The organism is Streptomyces sp. NPDC101132 (assembly GCF_044759225.1).
Lineage (GTDB): Bacteria > Actinomycetota > Actinomycetes > Streptomycetales > Streptomycetaceae > Streptomyces.
The window spans coordinates 156,153-171,754 of the sequence record NZ_JBIVYX010000003.1 but is presented as its reverse complement, the minus strand read 5'-3'; the positions used below and the strand labels follow the sequence as shown (position 1 = coordinate 171,754).

Here is a 15,602-nt window from a genome sequence, read left to right as displayed (position 1 = left end):
GTGTGGGAGCCCCCGGACGCGCGCCTGCCGTGTCCGGCCCTCCTCGGGCCGGACACGGCAGGCGTTCCTGCGGTGCGCGTGGGTCAGCCGCGCTTGAAGACCGCCACCGTCCGGGCCGGGACGGTGAAGGTGCCCGACGCGTACGCGGCCCCCTTCACCACCGGGTCGGTGCCGGCGGCCTGGACCGGGTGCAGGCGGTACGAGCCACCGGTGCCGAGGGTCTGCCGCTGTTCGGCGGGCGTGGCGTTGAAGACGACGACCAGGTCGCCCAGCTTCATCGTGACCACGCCCGGGGTCTCGTCCCTCCCGGAGAGCGGGAAGGACAGGGCGGACTGCACCTCGGCGGTCGTGGCCAGCGAGAACGCCGGCTCCGTGGTGCGGACCCGGAGCAGGTCGGCGTACCCGCCCGCCGCGGCGGTGATCTCGGCGCAGCCGGGGGCGGGGCCGGTCAGCAGCGGCTTGGCGTACACCCACTTGGACCGGTTGTCGGCGGCCGGGGGCAGGCCGCGGCCGAAGCCGTTGCCGTCGCGGCAGTCCCAGTGGACCGCGTTGAACCAGTCGCCGCTGTCGTACGAGTTGCGGTCGAGGGACTTGGAGCGGAGCAGGTCCGTGCCGGCCTGGGAGAGCGCCGGGCCCTGCGAGAGCGCGGCCGTGGCCATGGCCAGGACCTGCATGCGGGAGCGGTCGGCCGTGGACGTGCCGGCCGGCAGCTTGTAGGCGAGGGCGTCGTAGAGGGACTCGTTGTCGTGGGCGTCCACGTAGGCGAGGGCGTCGCCGGGGGCCGCCGCGTAGCCGGCCGGCTGGCCGTTGTAGTCCACCTCGGAGCCCTTGACCGTGCGGCCGGCCGTGTCGGTGAAGGAGTAGCCGGCGAGGTTGCCCGACAGGCCGACCTTGAGCAGGTCCTGGGCGTGCAGCAGGCGGGCCTTCTGCTGGTCCGGGGTGCCGTTGGCCGGGGAGGTGTTCGGGTCGGTGTAGAGGCCCGAGGCGAAGCCCTGGACGCGCGGGTCCTCGTCGAAGGGGCCGCCGCCGCGGACCGCGTCGCGGGCCCGGTCGGAGAAGGTGGCGATGCCGGTGCCGGCCATGTTCTTCTGCGTGGCCTGGACGAATCGGGCGTCGTCGGCGACCTCGCCGAAGTTCCAGCCCTCGCCGTAGAGGACGATCTTCTTGCCGTCGACCCCGTCCTTGGCGACCGTGAGGGCGTCGAGTGCGGCGCGGACGGCCAGGATGTTGGCCTTCGGGTGGTGGCCCATGAGGTCGAAGCGGAAGCCGTCGACCTTGTACTCCCTGGCCCAGGTGACGACCGAGTCCACGACGAGCTTGCCCATCATGGCGTTCTCGGGCGCGGTGTTGGCGCAGCAGGTGGAGGTGGCGACGGAGCCGTCGGCGAGCAGGCGCTGGTAGTAGCCGGGAACGATCCGGTCGAGGACCGACTTGTCCGACTGCCCGGCGGCGACGGTGTGGTTGTAGACCACGTCCATGACCGTGCGCAGGCCGGCGCCGTTCAGGCCCTGGACCATCCGCCGGAACTCGACGGTGCGCCGGGTACCTTCGGGGTCGCTCGCGTACGAGCCCTCGGGGACGGTGTAGTGCAGCGGGTCGTAGCCCCAGTTGTACGCGTCCTTCGCGGCGGCCGCGGCGACGCAGGCCTGCTGCTCCTCGGAGTCCGGAGCGTAGACGGACAGGTCGCAGGCGGGTTCGGTGCGGTCGGCCGGCTTCTCGGGGATGGTGCCGATGTCGAAGGCCGGGAGGAGGTGGACGTAGGAGGTGCCGGCGGCGGCGAGGCTCCGCAGGTGCTCCATGCCGGCCGATCCGGTGTCGGTGAAGGCGAGGTACTGGCCCCGGTGGCCGGAGGTGCGGTCGGCGACGGAGAAGTCGCGGACGTGCAGCTCCTGGATCTGGGCGCGCTGGAACGGCACCGCGGCGGGCTTCTTCAGCCCGGTCCAGCCGGCCGGCTTGAGGGCCGGGTCGGCGAGGTCCACGGCGAGGCTGCGGGCCGAGTCGGTGGTGAGGGCGGTGGAGTAGGGGTCGGTGACCCGGTTGGTGACGAGCTGCTGGACCGAGGGGGCCCAGACGGTGACGGCGTAGCGGTAGGGCTTGCCGCGCCAGTCGGTGCCGCCGGTGGCGGTCCACACGCCGGAGGTGGCGTTCCGCTTCATCGGGACCGTGCGGTCGCCGAGTTCGAGGGCGACGCGCTGGGCGGTCGGGGCCCAGACGGAGAGGCGTACGGAGCCGTCGCGGCCGAAGACGGGGCCGAGGGCGGCGCCCTGGGCGGCGGGTGCGTACAGGTCGTCCAGGACGCCGGCGAGCTGCACGCCGGTGGCGGCGAGCACGGCGCCGTTGGCGGCGCGGGCGGCGGCCACGAGCTGGCCGCGCAGGGCCTCGCGGACCCGGTCGCGGTCGCGCTCGTCGACGCTGAAGGCGGCGTACTTGGCCAGGTGCGGGAAGGCGGCCTTCTGGGCGTCGGTGAGCTGCGTGCGGTTCAGCCGCAGCCAGCTCGCGTTGCCGGTGAGGGCGCCGCCGGAGGCCTTGACCGAGCCGTCGCGGGAGGCCAGGAGCTGGGCGGAGGCGGCGGCCTCGGGGGCGTTCCAGGCCACGGTGTTGCGGTCGATCCAGACGGCGTGGGCCTTCGTGAGGTCCAGGGCCGCGGAGGAGCCGGCCGGCTGCGGGAGGAGGTACTTCTCCTTGCCGCCGAGGAGCCAGACCTCGTGGCCGTTGGCCTTGAGGTCCAGGGACTGGTCGGAGGGCAGGTCCTTCTCGTCGCCCTTGTGGAGGATGTAGCTGAGGCTCGTGGCGCCGGCTGCGAGCGGGACCTCGTACACCGCGCCGTACGGGTCGAAGCGGGCCGGCATCAGCGGCTTGGACCACTCGGTCGGGTTCGCGGCGCCGGTCCAGGTGTGCAGGCCCCAGCCGTCGTACTGGCCGTCGGCGCGCTGGTAGTGCAGGACGGCCTTGGCGGTGTCCTGGGCGGGGTACTCGGGCCGCTCGGTGCGGGCGGCCTCCTTGCCCTGCTCCAGCCAGATCTCGCCGGTCTTCGTGACGTCCATGGTGCGGTCGGCGGCGACGTCCTTGTTGCCGTCCTTGTCGATGACCAGGTAGCCGACGGAGGTGGCGCCGGGCTTGAGGCGTACGTACGCGAAGGCGCCGTACGCGTCGCGGCCGGTGAAGCCGTGGCCGGCCGGCCAGGGAGTGGCCTCGCCGTCGGCGATGTCGCCCCAGGCGTAGAGGCGCCAGTCGGTGTAGTCGCCGTCGGGGCGCTTGTAGTGGACGACCGCGTAGTCGCGCTGCGTGGCGGTCGGCACCTCCTTCGGCGGGACCTGTCCGGCGACGGACTCCGCGAGGGCGCTCGCGGTGTGGCCGGCGGTGTCGACGGCGACGGCCTTGTAGCGCAGCGGGGTGCCCTGGGGGGCGGTCACGTGCTGGGTGACCTTGTACGGGGCGTGGTCCGCGGTGCCGAGGACCTGCCAGGGCCCGTTTCCGGTCTGGGCGGCGAACACCACCCGGTTCAGGGCGCCTCCGGTGACCCGGGCGGACAGCTCCACGGTGCCGGTGGCGCCGGGCGCGGGGGCCTGGAGGGTGACGGAGGGGCCGGTGGCGGGGAGGGCCAGCGGGGTGTCCGCGGCCAGGACCACGGAGCCGAGGGCGGGGACGGTGACGGTGACCTTGCCGTCGGCGTCGACGCGGACGGCGTCCCGGGTGCCGTACAGGGCGGTGAGGTCGGTGCCCGGGGCGCTGTCGACCGGGACCGTCACGGTCTTCGGCCCGGCGGCGTTGTTGACGGCGACCAGGTACTCGGCGCGGGAGTAGGCGTCGGTGCGGGTGAAGGCGTAGACGGAGTCCTGCGCGAGGCGCTCCGTCTGGACGCCGTTGCGCAGCGCCGGGTGTGCCTTGGTCAGCTTCGAGAGCGCGGCGATCTGCCGGTAGAGGGGGTGCTGCGGGTCGTAGGCGTCGCTCGCGTGGGTGCGGTCGGTGCCGAGCTGGTCGTCGTCCAGGTAGTCGGCGGTCTTCGAGGCGAAGAGGGACTGGCGGGCGTCCTTGTCGCCGCCGGCGCCGGTGTAGCCCTGCTCGTCGCCGTAGTAGACGACGGGGTTGCCGCGGTTGAGGAACATCAGCTCGTTGGCGAGCCGGTAGCGGTCCAGCAGCTCGCGCTCGTCCTTCCCGGCGTTGTCCTGCTTCAGGAAGGTGCCGAAGCGGCCCATGTCGTGGTTGCCGAGGAAGGTGACCTGCTCGTAGGCGTTGGCCCGGTCGCTGGTGTAGCGGTGGTCGTCGGCGAGCACGGAGGCCAGCCGGCCGGCGGGGGCGCCCTGGGAGGCGTACGCGCGGATCGCCTCCTGGAGCGGGAAGTCGAGGGTGGCGTCGAGCCGGCCGCGGGTCACGTACGGCGAGGTGACCGCGGTGTCCGCGGAGTAGACCTCGCCGAACATGAAGAAGTCGGGCCGGCCGCGCTGCGCGGCGTACCGGTCGAGGGCGGTGGCCCACTGGGTCCAGAACTCGGTGTTGACGTGCTTGACCGTGTCGATGCGGAAGCCGTCGATGGCGAAGTCCGCGACCCACTTCTCGTAGATCTTCTGCATGCCGCTGACGACCTCGGGGCGCTCGGTCCACAGGTCGTCGAGGCCGAAGAAGTCGCCCTGGTCGGAGGATTCGCCGGCGAAGGTGGAGTCGCCGCGGTTGTGGTACATCGTGGGGTCGTTGAGCCAGGCGGGGACCTTGAGGTCCTTCTTGGCCTCGGGGACGACCGGGGTGCGCGGGAACGACTTCGCGGAGACCGCGGGGAACTTCCTCTTCCCGTCGGCGTAGTCCGCGTCGTCGAAGGGGACGCCGTCCTTGGTCAGGTACGGGAAGGCGCCCTCGGAGAGGTAGTTGTAGGACTTCTCCCGGTAGTCGACGACGTCGGCGGTGTGGTTGGCGATGACGTCGAAGAAGACCTTCATGCCCTTGCGGTGGGCGGTGTCGATCAGCTTCGTGAGGTCGGCGTTGGTGCCGAAGTGCGGGTCGACCTGGGTGAAGTCGGTGATCCAGTAGCCGTGGTAGCCGGCGGAGGCGTCCTTGCCGGTGCCCTGCACCGGCTGGTTCTTGAAGATCGGCGCGAGCCAGATCGCGGTGGTGCCCAGGCCCTTGATGTAGTCGAGCCGCTGGGTCAGGCCCTTGAGGTCGCCGCCCTGGTAGAAGCCCTTGTCCTCGGGGTCGAGGCCGGTCTCCAGGCGGGTGCCGGTGAGGCCGCCCCGGTCGTTGGCCGGGTCGCCGTTGGCGAAGCGGTCGGGCAGGACGAAGTAGAACTGCTCGCGGGTCAGGTCGTGCCGGGTCGGCTGCTTGGCGAGACTCGCGTCCGAGGGCGGGGCCGGCGGCTTGGCCGCGGCGGCCGGGAGTGCGGGCGCGAGGGTCGCTGCCAGGGCGGCGGCGGCCGTCACGGCCGCCGCGCGCAGGGCTGGGCGTATCAAGGGAGGATCTCCTTGAAGCGGGGACAGGGGCCGTGCGGGGTGGAGCGTGCTGCCGGGTACGGAGTCCCGGTGCTGCCCGGGTACGCGCTCCGGGTGCCGCTCCACCGGCTGGTGCGGTCGGTACGGGTGAGGGCCGCCCGGCGGTGGCGGGAACTGGATGGTGCCGGGCGGCCCTGGTCCGGGGGCGCTAGCTGCGCCAGGTGTCGCTGAGCGTGATCTTGCCGCTCGCGGGGACGGTGGCGGTGCGGTTGGCGCCGCTCTCCCAGGTGACGTTGCCCGCCGCGTCCTTGCGGACGTACTTGTACTCGAAGGCGGTGCCCGCCGGCATCGTCACGTCGAGCTTCCAGACGGGGTAGGCCGCGGGGTCGAGCTTGAGCGCGGAGCCGGTGTTCCAGTTGCCGAGGGCGGCCTGGTTGCCGACGACGTAGACGTCCTGGCCCCAGGTCGTGGTGGCGTTGACGGCGAAGCTCGCCCCGCTGTCGCCGCTGGGCGGCGGGACGGGCGTGCCGGAGCAGGTGCGGGCGCCGGTGTGCAGCGCGAGGGCGGTGCCGGGGGCGAGGGTGGCGGTGAACTGCCCGGAGGCGTTCACGGTCACGTTCCGGCCGCTCTGCACGTCGCAGTAGTCGCCCGCGGCGAGCGAGGTCTGGAAGGTGCGGGTGAGCGCCGCGCCCTCGTGGTTGAGGGCGACGTACGCCTTGGTCCCGCGGCCGAAGGCGATCTGGTCCCCGCCGTTGTCCCACCAGTTCACGACGCCCTGACCGCGGGCCGTGTTCCGGAAGGCGACCATCGAGGAGATCTCGCGCCAGGCGTGCTGGCACTTCCAGCCGTCGGTGTAGCAGGCGTTGACCGTGCCGCCGTTCGGCGGGCCGGCGTCCTTGTCGGTCCACTCGTAGCCGGAGTGGACGTCCGGGGAGCCGTACGGCCAGGCCAGCATGAACACGCTGGCGAGCGTGTAGGCGGACCCGTTCTTGTAGCTGAGGGTGTCGCCGCCGCGCTCGGTGTCGTGGTTGTCGACGAAGACCCCGGACTGGCCGCTCGGCATGTGGCCCCAGGCCTCGCCGAAGTTCTTGAGGTAGGCGAGGTTCTCGTTCTGGAAGACCCGCTTGAGGTCGCGGGCGTAGCGGAACTCCTGGACGTCGCCGTTGCCGAGGTACTCGCTGGGCGAGACGGCCTCGCCGGCGCCGTATATCGCCTCCTGCTTCCAGTAGACGGAAGGATTCGTCAGCCGGGACTTGATGTTGGCCAGGTCCGCGGCCGGCATGTGCTTGGCGGCGTCGACGCGGAAGCCGTCGACGCCCAGCGACAGCAGGTCGTTGAGGTATCCGGCGATCTTCCCGCGGACGTAGTCCTCGCCGGTGTCCAGGTCGGCGAGCTGGACCAGCTCGCAGTTCTGGACGTTGGCCTTGTCCTGGTAGTTGGAGATGGTGGCCCGGCAGTCGTCCATGTCGGCGCCGGAGTAGAGGCCGGGGTAGTTGTACTTCGAGTAGGCCGAGCCGCCGGTGCCGACGCCGGAGCCGTCCTGGCCGGCCATGTGGTTGATCACGGAGTCCGCGACCACCTTGACGCCGGCCGCGTGGCAGGTGTCGATCATCTTCTTGAAGGCGGTGCGGTCCCCGAGCCGGCCGGCGATCCTGTAGCTGACCGGCTGGTACGAGGTCCACCACTGGCCGCCCTGGACGTGTTCCTGGGGCGGGGAGACCTGGACGAAGCCGTATCCGGCGGGGCCGAGCGAGTCGGTGCAGGCCTTGGCCACCGAGTCGAACTTCCACTCGAAGAGCACGGCCGTGACGTCCTTGGTGCCGGGCGGCACGGCCGACGCCTGTGGTGCCTGGACCGTGAGGGCGGCCGCCGCGAGGGCGACGGTCACCCCCACGGCTCTGCGGGTGCGCGGGGGCATGGGTCCTCCTGGCAAGAGGGTGCGGGTGCGGGTGCGGGTGACCTCGTACGGCAACGCGCCATGCCCGTAAGGCCGAGAACTGGTCTGCAAGTTGACTGAAACTTCTTGCGGTCGCGACCGTACGAGGCCCACCACCACACCGTCAACCCTTTGGACACACCTTCGTCATCAGCCGGAAATACAGGCGTTTTTTGTCCGCAACAACTTACGCAAGAGATTGCAACGCTGTACGGTTCAACCAGTCCCGGCCCGGCCGGACGGGGGCCCTGAGGGCCCTACGCGCCCGGACGGGCGGGCCGGGGCGCCTGCGCCGTGGAACCCCGCACCACCAGCTCCGGCTGGAACACGAACTCCGTCCGCTCCACCGGGTTCCCCCCGACGGCCTCCAGCAGCGCACCCACCGCAGCCGTCGCCATGGCGCGGACCGGCTGGCGGATCGTGGTCAGCGGCGGGTCGGTGAAGGGGATCAGCGGCGAGTCGTCGAAACCGACCACCGACACGTCCTCGGGCACGCGCAGCCCGCGCTCGCGCACCGCCCGGATCACGCCCAGCGCCATGGGGTCGCTGCCGCACACGATGCCGGTGCAGCCCTGGTCCAGCAGGGCGCCGCCGGCCGCGTGGCCGCCCTCCACGGTGAACAGCGTGCGCTGGATGTACGGCTCGGGGTCGTCGATCCCCAGCACCTCGGCCAGCACGGCCGCGAAGCCCTCCGCCTTCCGGCGCGAGGGCACGTACCGCGTGGGGCCGATCGCGAGGCCGATCCGTTCGTGCCCCAGCTCGGCGAGGTGGCGCACCGCCATGGTGGCGGCGGCCCGGTCGTCCGGGGACACGAACGGCGCGCTGATCTTCTCGTTGTAACCGTTGATCAGCACGAACGGCGTGCCGCGGGCCGCCAGCCGCAGGTACCTGGCCGGATCCGCGGCCGCGTCGGCGTGCAGACCGGAGAGGAACACGATGCCGGTGACACCGCGCTCCTCCAGCTGCTCCACCAGCTCGTCCTCGGTGGCACCGCCCGGCGTCTGCGTGCACAGCACCGGGGTGTAGCCGTGCCCGGCCAGCGCCTGCTCGATGACCTGCGCGAAGGCCGGGAAGATCGGGTTGGTCAGCTCCGGGATGAGCAGGCCGACCAGCCCGTTGCTCTTGCGCCGCAGCCGTACGGGCCGCTCGTAGCCCAGCACGTCGAGCGCGGCCAGCACCTTGTGCCGGGTGGACTCGGCCACGCCCTGCTTGCCGTTGAGCACCCGGCTGACGGTCGCCTCGCTGACCTGGGCCTGCGCGGCGATGTCCGCCAGCCGTGGTGCTCCGGGCTCGCCGCCCCGCGGCGCGGGGACGGTCACACCGCCCACCACACCGTGCCGTCGGCCGGCAGCACGCCGTCCTCGACGGGGCCGCTGGCCAGCAGCCGGGTGCCGGGCGCGGGGAACGGCACCGGCTCGCCGGTGGTGTTGGCCGCGCACACGAAGGAGCCGCGCCGGAAGGCCAGTACGCCCTCCGGGGCCGCCAGCCACTCCACGTCCTCGCCCGCGCCCAGGTCCGGGTGGTCCCGGCGCAGGCGCAGCGCGGAGCGGTACAGCTCCAGGGTGGAGTCGGGGTCGCCGGACTGCGCCTCGACGCTCAGGCCCGCCCAGGACGCGGGCTGCGGCAGCCAGCTGGGGCCGCCGGCGACGGGGCCGAAGCCGTACGGGGCCTCGGTGCCCGACCACGGGATCGGCACCCGGCAGCCGTCGCGGAAGCCGTCCTGGCCGGCCGCGCGGAAGAAGGACGGGTCCTGGCGCACCTCGTCGGGCAGGTCGGTCACGTCGGGCAGGCCCAGCTCCTCGCCCTGGTACACGTACGCCGAGCCGGGCAGCGCCAGCATCAGCATCGTCGCGGCGCGGGCCCGCCGCAGGCCCAGCTCGCGGTCGCCCTGCTCGCGCAGCTGCGTGCCGAGGCCGGCCGGGTTGGCGTAGCGGGTGGCGTGCCGGGTGACGTCGTGGTTGGAGAGCACCCAGGTGGTGGGGGCGCCGACGGGGCGCATCGCGGCGAGCGAGCCGTCGATGACCTCGCGCAGCTCGGCCGCGTCCCAGTGGGCGGTGAGGTACTGGAAGTTGAAGGCCTGGTGCATCTCGTCGGGCCGCACGTACCGGGCGGTCCGCTCGACGGTGGGGGTCCAGGCCTCGGCGACCAGCACGCGGTCGCCCTCGTACTCGTCGAGGATCCGGCGCCAGGAGCGGTAGATCTCGTGGACGCCGTCCTGGTCGAAGAACGGCATGACGTCGTTGCCGAGCAGCTTCAGCTGGTCGCCGGAGCCGATGTCGGGCAGGCCGGGGGCCTTGACCAGGCCGTGGGCGACGTCGACGCGGAAGCCGTCGGCGCCGAGGTCCAGCCAGAAGCGCAGGATGGAGCGGAACTCGTCCTGGACGGCCGGGTGCTCCCAGTTGAAGTCGGGCTGCTCGGGGGCGAAGAGGTGCAGGTACCACTCGCCGTCCTCGACCCGGGTCCAGGCGGGGCCGCCGAAGATGGACTCCCAGTCGTTGGGCGGCAGTTCGCCGTTCTCGCCCTGGCCGGGGCGGAAGTGGAAGCGCTCGCGCAGCCGGGAGCCGGGGCCCTCGCGCAGCGCCTGCTTGAACCAGTCGTGCTGGTCGGAGCAGTGGTTGGGCACGAGGTCCACGATGATGCGCAGGCCCAGCGCGTGGGCCTCGCGGATGAGCGCGTCGGCGTCGTGCAGGGTGCCGAACATGGGGTCGATGGCCCGGTAGTCGGCGACGTCGTAGCCCGCGTCGGCCTGCGGGGAGGCGTAGAAGGGGCTGAGCCACACCGCGTCGACCCCGAGCTCCTTGAGGTACGGGAGCCTGCTGCGCACGCCTTCGAGGTCGCCCATGCCGTCGCCGTTGCTGTCGGCGAAGCTGCGCGGGTAGACCTGGTAGATCACCGCGTCTCTCCACCATCCCGTGTGCGTGCCGGTGGTCGGGGCGGCGGCGGGGGCAGCGAGGTGCTGGGTCATGTCATCCCTGAAGGTCTCGGGGTGGGACGGCGCCGGACGGTCGGGTCGGCGCCGCGCTGAATCGTGTTCGCGCGTCGGTCGGTGGTACGGGGTGGGGGCCGTACGTACGGGACCCTGTGCGGGGGTTCCGTACGTACGGCCCGGGGAGGCCCCGCGCGTCAGCCCTTGGTGGCGCCGGCGGTCATGCCGGCGACCAGGTGGCGCTGGGCGAAGATGAAGAACGCCGCGGCCGGGATCGCGATGAGCACCGAGGCGGCGGTCATCGGGCCCCAGTTGGCGGTGTACTGCGTGACGAAGGTCTGGAGGCCGCCCGCGAGGGTGAGGTTCTCCTCGCCGACCATGAAGGCGGAGGCGTACGCGACCTCGCCCCAGGCGGTGATGAAGGAGTAGAAGGCGGTGACGGCCAGGCCGGGCTTGGCCAGCGGCAGGATCAGCCGCCAGAAGGTGCCGAAGGGGTTGAGTCCGTCGACGCGGCCGGACTCGTCGATCTCCACCGGGATGGTGTCGAAGAAGCCCTTCATCATCCAGGCGCAGAACGGCACCGCGATGGTGAGGTAGGTGATGATCAGGCCGACGGGCTGGTTGAGCAGCCCGAGCTGCCCCATCAGGTTGTAGAGCGGCACGATCAGGATCGCCATGGGGAACATCTGCGTGATGAGCAGGGTCCACATCAGCGGGCGCATGCCGGGGAACTTGAAGCGGCTGACCGCGTAGCCGGTGGTGGCCGCGATCATGACGCCCAGGACCGTGGTGACGCCGGCGACGAGCGCGGAGTTGGCGAACCAGGTGAAGAACGAGGTCTGCTCGACCAGGTACCGGTAGTTGTCGAGCGTGGTGTCCTTGAGGAAGTCCGTGGTGATCGCGTACTTCGCGGGCTTCAGCGAGGTCAGCAGCACCCACAGGACCGGGAAGACCGCCACGATCGAGGCGACCGCGAGGGTGGCGTGCAGGCCGAAGGAGGCGAGCGGGCTGCGCTCGCCGCGCTTGCGGACGGGCTTGGCCGCGGCCGGGCCGGGGGTGGTGGGGTTCGTCGTGGCCATGGTCACCACACCTCTCCCTGCTTGCGCAGCGAGCGCCGGTAGACCAGCGCGAAGATCATGAGCAGGGCGAGGATCAGCACGCCCCAGGTCGCCGAGCCGGCGAAGTCGCGGGGGCTCTCGATGAACGCCTCGCGGAAGGCCTGGGTGACCAGGATCTCGGTGGCGTCGCCGGGCCCGCCCCGGGTGAGCAGGAAGATCACCGGGAACATGTTGAAGGTCCAGATGGTGGAGAGCAGGATCACCGTCATGCTGACCGTGCGCAGCCCGGGCAGGGTGATGTGCCGGAAGCGCTGCCAGGGGCCGGCGCCGTCCATCTCCGCGGCCTCGTACAGCTCGCCGGATATGGACTGCAGGCCGCCGAGCAGGGCGACCATCATGAAGGGCACGCCGAGCCAGACGTTGACGGCGATCACCGAGACCTTGGCCCAGGTGGGGTCGTCGAGCCACGGGATCGCGCTGATCCCGCCGCCTTCGAGGAGCTTGTTGAGGATGCCGTTGTCGCGGTTGAAGAGGAACCGCCAGGCGAAGACGGAGACGAAGCCGGGCACGGCCCACGGGAGGATGAGCGCCATCCGGTAGAAGCCGCGGCCCTTGAAGGTCCGGTTCAGCATGTTGGCCAGGACCAGGCCGAGCGTGAAGGTGATGGAGACGCAGGCGACGGTCCACACCACCGTCCACACCAGGCGCTGGAGGAAGACCGGGTCGGACAGCACCGCCGTGTAGTTGTCGAGGCCGACGAACTCGTACGTGGCCTCGATCTCGTTCACGCCGATGGTGCGGGCGACGTTGCGCTCGTTGGCGTCGGTCAGCGACAGGTAGATGCCGCGGACCAGGGGCCAGCCGATGATCACGCCGAGCACGATCACCACGGGGGCGATCATCGCCCACGCGTACCAGTGCGTCGAAACCGCCCGGCGGAACTTCCCGGGTCGCTGGTCAGTCCTGCGGCTCCGGCCGCGGGCGAGATCCTCGCCCGCGGCCTTCGCCACCGACTGGCTCGTGGTGGTGTCCACAGCCATCCTCCGTCGGCCTGCCTTCCTCTACCGTCTTCGGCTCTCGGCTCTTACTTCCAGCCCTTGAGGATCTTGCGGAACTCGGCGCCGGCCGCCTTCGCCGCGTCCTCCGGGCTCGCCGCACCGGTCACAGCCTTGGTGTACTGCACCTGGAGCGGGGCGAACAGGCTGCCGTTCTCCGGGATCCAGGCGCGCTCGACGGCCTTGTCCACGGCGGGCTTGAAGAACTGGACCATCTCGTTGCCCTTGACGTCCGGCTGCTCGTAGGCGGCGGTACGGGTGGGCAGCAGGGAGAGCTCCTTGGCCGACTGCACCTGGACCTCCTGCGAGGTCATGTACTCGACGAAGGCGTGGGCGGCGTCGCGGTTCTTCGAGCCCGCGTAGACGGCCAGGTCGTGGCCGCCCTGCGGGGCGCCCTGACCGGCGGAGCCGGCCGGGACCGCGGCGATGCCGAGGTTGGCCTTGTCCTTGAACTCGTCACCGGCGTAGGCGTCGGCGACGGCCCACGGACCGTTGATCATCATGGCGACCTTGCCCGACTTGAAGGCGGTCTGCATGTTGTTCCAGCCGTCGGTCGCGTTGGTGAGCGCGGCGCCGGAGGTGACCAGGTCGCGGGCGGCCTTGAAGGCCTTCACGCCGGCCGGGGAGTCGACGGTGACCGTCTTGTTCTTGGCGTCGACCAGGTCGCCGCCCTCGCCGTAGATGAGCGGCAGGAACCAGTACGAGTCGTCGCCGCGCAGGTAGAGGCCGGTCTTGCCGGTCTTGCTCTTGATCGTGGCGGCGGCCTTCTTCAGCTCCTCCAGGGAGGTGGGGGCCTCGACGCCGGCGTCCTTGAGGATCTTCTTGTTGTAGAAGAGGCCCATGGTGTCGATGACCTGCGGGACCGCGTAGGTGGTGCCCTCGAACTTGCCGGAGGCGGCGGCCTGCGGCAGGAACTCGGAGTCGACCTTCTTGGCGGTCTCGGCGGGCACCTTGTCCAGGTAGCCGAGGGAGGCGAAGTCGGCGACCCAGCCGACGTCGGCGCGGATCACGTCCGGGGCGTCGGCACCGCTGCTGAAGGCGTTCTTGGCCTTGTTCTGCGCGTCACCGTACGGGACGTTGACGTACTTGACGGTGACCTTGGGGTGCTTGGCGGTGAAGGCCTTGGCGATCTTCTCGAAGGTGGCCTTCTCGGCGTCGTTCGAGGTGTCCCACCAGGTGACGGTGCCGGAGAGCTCGCCGCCCGCCTTCTTGCCGTCCTCGCCGCCGTCGTTCTTGTCGCCGCCGCAGGCCGTCGCCGCGAGCGCCAGGGCCGCGACCAGCGCGGTGGCCGCTATGCCACGCCGCATATGAACTCCTTCAGTGATCCCGACCGCTCCCTCGCGGTGCCGAGTGGAAGGGAACGTAACAAGCTTGAAAGACGACCGAAAGACCTTGCGGCAATTTTCTGCAAGCTCGGGGGATCGTTACATCCACGTGTCCGGAAGGTTGCCGCTCCTTGCTGGCTGTTCGACGCCGGGGGCCCGCAACCCAGGGGGGTGTCGTCGCGTTGACCCCGATATGACCCAGGAGCTGACCGCCGTCCACACTGAAAGTCCTTCCAGCAAGCCGACCGGCTGGTGGCGCGACGCGGTGATCTACCAGGTATACGTACGGTCCTTCGCCGACAGCGACGGCGACGGCGTCGGGGACCTGCGCGGCATCCGCTCCCGGCTGCCGCACCTCGCCCGGCTCGGGGTCGACGCCGTCTGGCTCACCCCCTTCTACGCCTCCCCGCAGGCCGACGGCGGCTACGACGTGGCGGACTACCGCGCCGTCGACCCCCTCTTCGGCACCCTGGAGGACGCCGCCGACCTGGTGCGGGCCGCCCACGGCCTGGGGCTGCGGGTGATCGTCGACGTGGTGCCGAACCACACCTCCGACCGGCACCGCTGGTTTCAGGAGGCGCTCGGCGACCCCTCGGCCCGGGTCCGCTACCACTTCCGGCCCGGCCGGGGCCCCGGCGGCGACCTGCCGCCCAACGACTGGGAGTCCGTGTTCGGCGGGCCCGCCTGGACCCGGGTCGACGACGGGGAGTGGTACCTCCACCTCTTCGCCCCCGAGCAGCCCGACCTGAACTGGGAGCACGCCGAGGTCCGCGAGGAGTTCGACTCGGTGCTGCGCTTCTGGCTGGACCTGGGCGTCGACGGCTTCCGCGTGGACGTCGCCCACGGCATGGTCAAGCCGCCCGGCCTGCCCGACATCGGACACAGCGGCCAGGCGCGACTGATCGGCGAGCAGGTGCTCCCCTTCTTCGACCAGGACGGGGTGCACGAGATCCACCGCTCCTGGCGGCGGCTGCTCGACTCCTACTCCCCCGCCCTCCGCCCGTGCGGCACCCCCGGCCAGCGGATCGGCGTCGCGGAGGCCTGGGCGCCGACCTCCGAGCGGCTGGCGCTGTACGTCCGGCCCGACGAGCTCCACCAGGCCTTCAACTTCCGCTTCCTCAACTGCCCCTGGGACCCGGAGGCGATGCGGCGGGTGATCGACGAGTCGCTGGCCGCGACCGCCTCCGTGGGCGCCCCCACCACCTGGGTGCTGTCCAACCACGACGTCGTACGGCACTCCACCCGGTACGGCAGCCTGGCCCGGGCGCGGGCCGCGGCGCTGCTGATGCTGGCGCTGCCCGGGTCGGCGTACCTCTACCAGGGGGAGGAGCTGGGCCTGCCGGAGGTCGCCGACCTGCCGGACGAGGTGCGGCGCGACCCCGCCTTCCGGCGCGGCGGGACGGCGACCGGGGCGCAGGGTGCGTCGGCGGACGGGCAGGAGGGGCTGCGGGACGGGTGCCGGGTGCCGATGCCGTGGTCGGGCGCGGAGCCCCCGTACGGTTTCGGGCCCGGCGGCAGCTGGCTGCCGCAGCCCGCGGACTGGGCGGGGCTGACCGTGGAGGCGCAGACCGGCGACCCGCACTCCACCCTGGAGCTGTACCGCGCCGCCCTCGAACTGCGCCGGGCGCTGCCGGGGCTGGGCGCGGGGCCCGACCCGGCGGGGAACGGCGAGGGGAACGGCATGCGGTGGCTGGACTCCCCGCCGGGGGTGCTCGCCTTCGAGCGGCCGGGCTTCGTCTGCACCTTCAACACCCGGGGCGTCCCCGTCGAACTCCCCTCTCCCGGACGGCCGGTGCTCTCCAGCTCCCCGCTCGGCGGGGACGGGAGGACTGTCCTTATTCCCGCTGATTCCTGCACGTGGTGGGCAATCTGACATGCGACCGGT

At 71.7% G+C, this 15,602-nt stretch carries 8 protein-coding genes; 1 reads left to right on the top strand and 7 read right to left on the bottom strand.

From position 1 onward, the window contains the following. Positions 1 to 83 precede the first annotated feature (83 nt). From pulA to ACIQUR_RS08310, 7 genes are all read right to left on the bottom strand, one after another. On the bottom strand, positions 84 to 5,438 hold the full coding sequence (pulA, locus tag ACIQUR_RS08340) for a pullulanase-type alpha-1,6-glucosidase (RefSeq protein ID WP_403660299.1): 5,355 nt from the start codon (positions 5,436 to 5,438) through the stop codon (positions 84 to 86). A 187-nt stretch (positions 5,439 to 5,625) separates the two neighbouring features. After that, entirely contained in the window at positions 5,626 to 7,335 is a 1,710-nt protein-coding gene (locus ACIQUR_RS08335; protein WP_403660296.1) for a carbohydrate-binding module family 20 domain-containing protein, read from the bottom strand. A gap of 275 nt (positions 7,336 to 7,610) precedes the next feature. After that, positions 7,611 to 8,672: a LacI family DNA-binding transcriptional regulator gene (locus ACIQUR_RS08330; RefSeq protein ID WP_399939479.1), complete on the bottom strand. Its 1,062-nt coding sequence runs from the start codon at positions 8,670 to 8,672 to the stop codon at positions 7,611 to 7,613. After that, positions 8,669 to 10,318 (bottom strand): glycoside hydrolase family 13 protein, encoded by a 1,650-nt coding sequence (locus ACIQUR_RS08325; protein WP_403660293.1) that lies wholly within the window; start codon positions 10,316 to 10,318, stop codon positions 8,669 to 8,671. The genes ACIQUR_RS08330 and ACIQUR_RS08325 overlap by 4 nt, the downstream gene beginning before the upstream one ends. Positions 10,319 to 10,476: 158 nt before the next feature. Further along, positions 10,477 to 11,358, bottom strand: a complete 882-nt coding sequence (locus ACIQUR_RS08320; RefSeq protein WP_403660290.1) for a sugar ABC transporter permease — start codon at positions 11,356 to 11,358, stop codon at positions 10,477 to 10,479. Between the two features lie 2 nt (positions 11,359 to 11,360). Beyond that, complete coding sequence (locus ACIQUR_RS08315; protein ID WP_403660287.1) at positions 11,361 to 12,377, bottom strand: carbohydrate ABC transporter permease; 1,017 nt, start codon at positions 12,375 to 12,377, stop codon at positions 11,361 to 11,363. A gap of 44 nt (positions 12,378 to 12,421) precedes the next feature. Beyond that, positions 12,422 to 13,699, bottom strand: coding sequence for an extracellular solute-binding protein (locus ACIQUR_RS08310; RefSeq protein WP_399939469.1), 1,278 nt, complete (start codon positions 13,697 to 13,699; stop codon positions 12,422 to 12,424). Between the two features lie 211 nt (positions 13,700 to 13,910). On the opposite strand from ACIQUR_RS08310, the gene ACIQUR_RS08305 reads away from it, so the two are divergent. Further along, positions 13,911 to 15,590 (top strand): alpha-amylase family glycosyl hydrolase, encoded by a 1,680-nt coding sequence (locus ACIQUR_RS08305; protein WP_403660284.1) that lies wholly within the window; start codon positions 13,911 to 13,913, stop codon positions 15,588 to 15,590. Positions 15,591 to 15,602: the final 12 nt, after the last annotated feature.

Coding starts and splice junctions, on each gene's coding strand:
- ACIQUR_RS08310 (WP_399939469.1), bottom strand. CDS start 13,699: ATGCGGCGTGGCATAGCGGCCACCGCGCTGGTCGCGGCCCTGGCGCTC.
- ACIQUR_RS08305 (WP_403660284.1), top strand. CDS start 13,911: ATGACCCAGGAGCTGACCGCCGTCCACACTGAAAGTCCTTCCAGCAAG.
- ACIQUR_RS08315 (WP_403660287.1), bottom strand. CDS start 12,377: ATGGCTGTGGACACCACCACGAGCCAGTCGGTGGCGAAGGCCGCGGGC.
- ACIQUR_RS08335 (WP_403660296.1), bottom strand. CDS start 7,335: ATGCCCCCGCGCACCCGCAGAGCCGTGGGGGTGACCGTCGCCCTCGCG.
- ACIQUR_RS08325 (WP_403660293.1), bottom strand. CDS start 10,318: ATGACCCAGCACCTCGCTGCCCCCGCCGCCGCCCCGACCACCGGCACG.
- ACIQUR_RS08320 (WP_403660290.1), bottom strand. CDS start 11,358: ATGGCCACGACGAACCCCACCACCCCCGGCCCGGCCGCGGCCAAGCCC.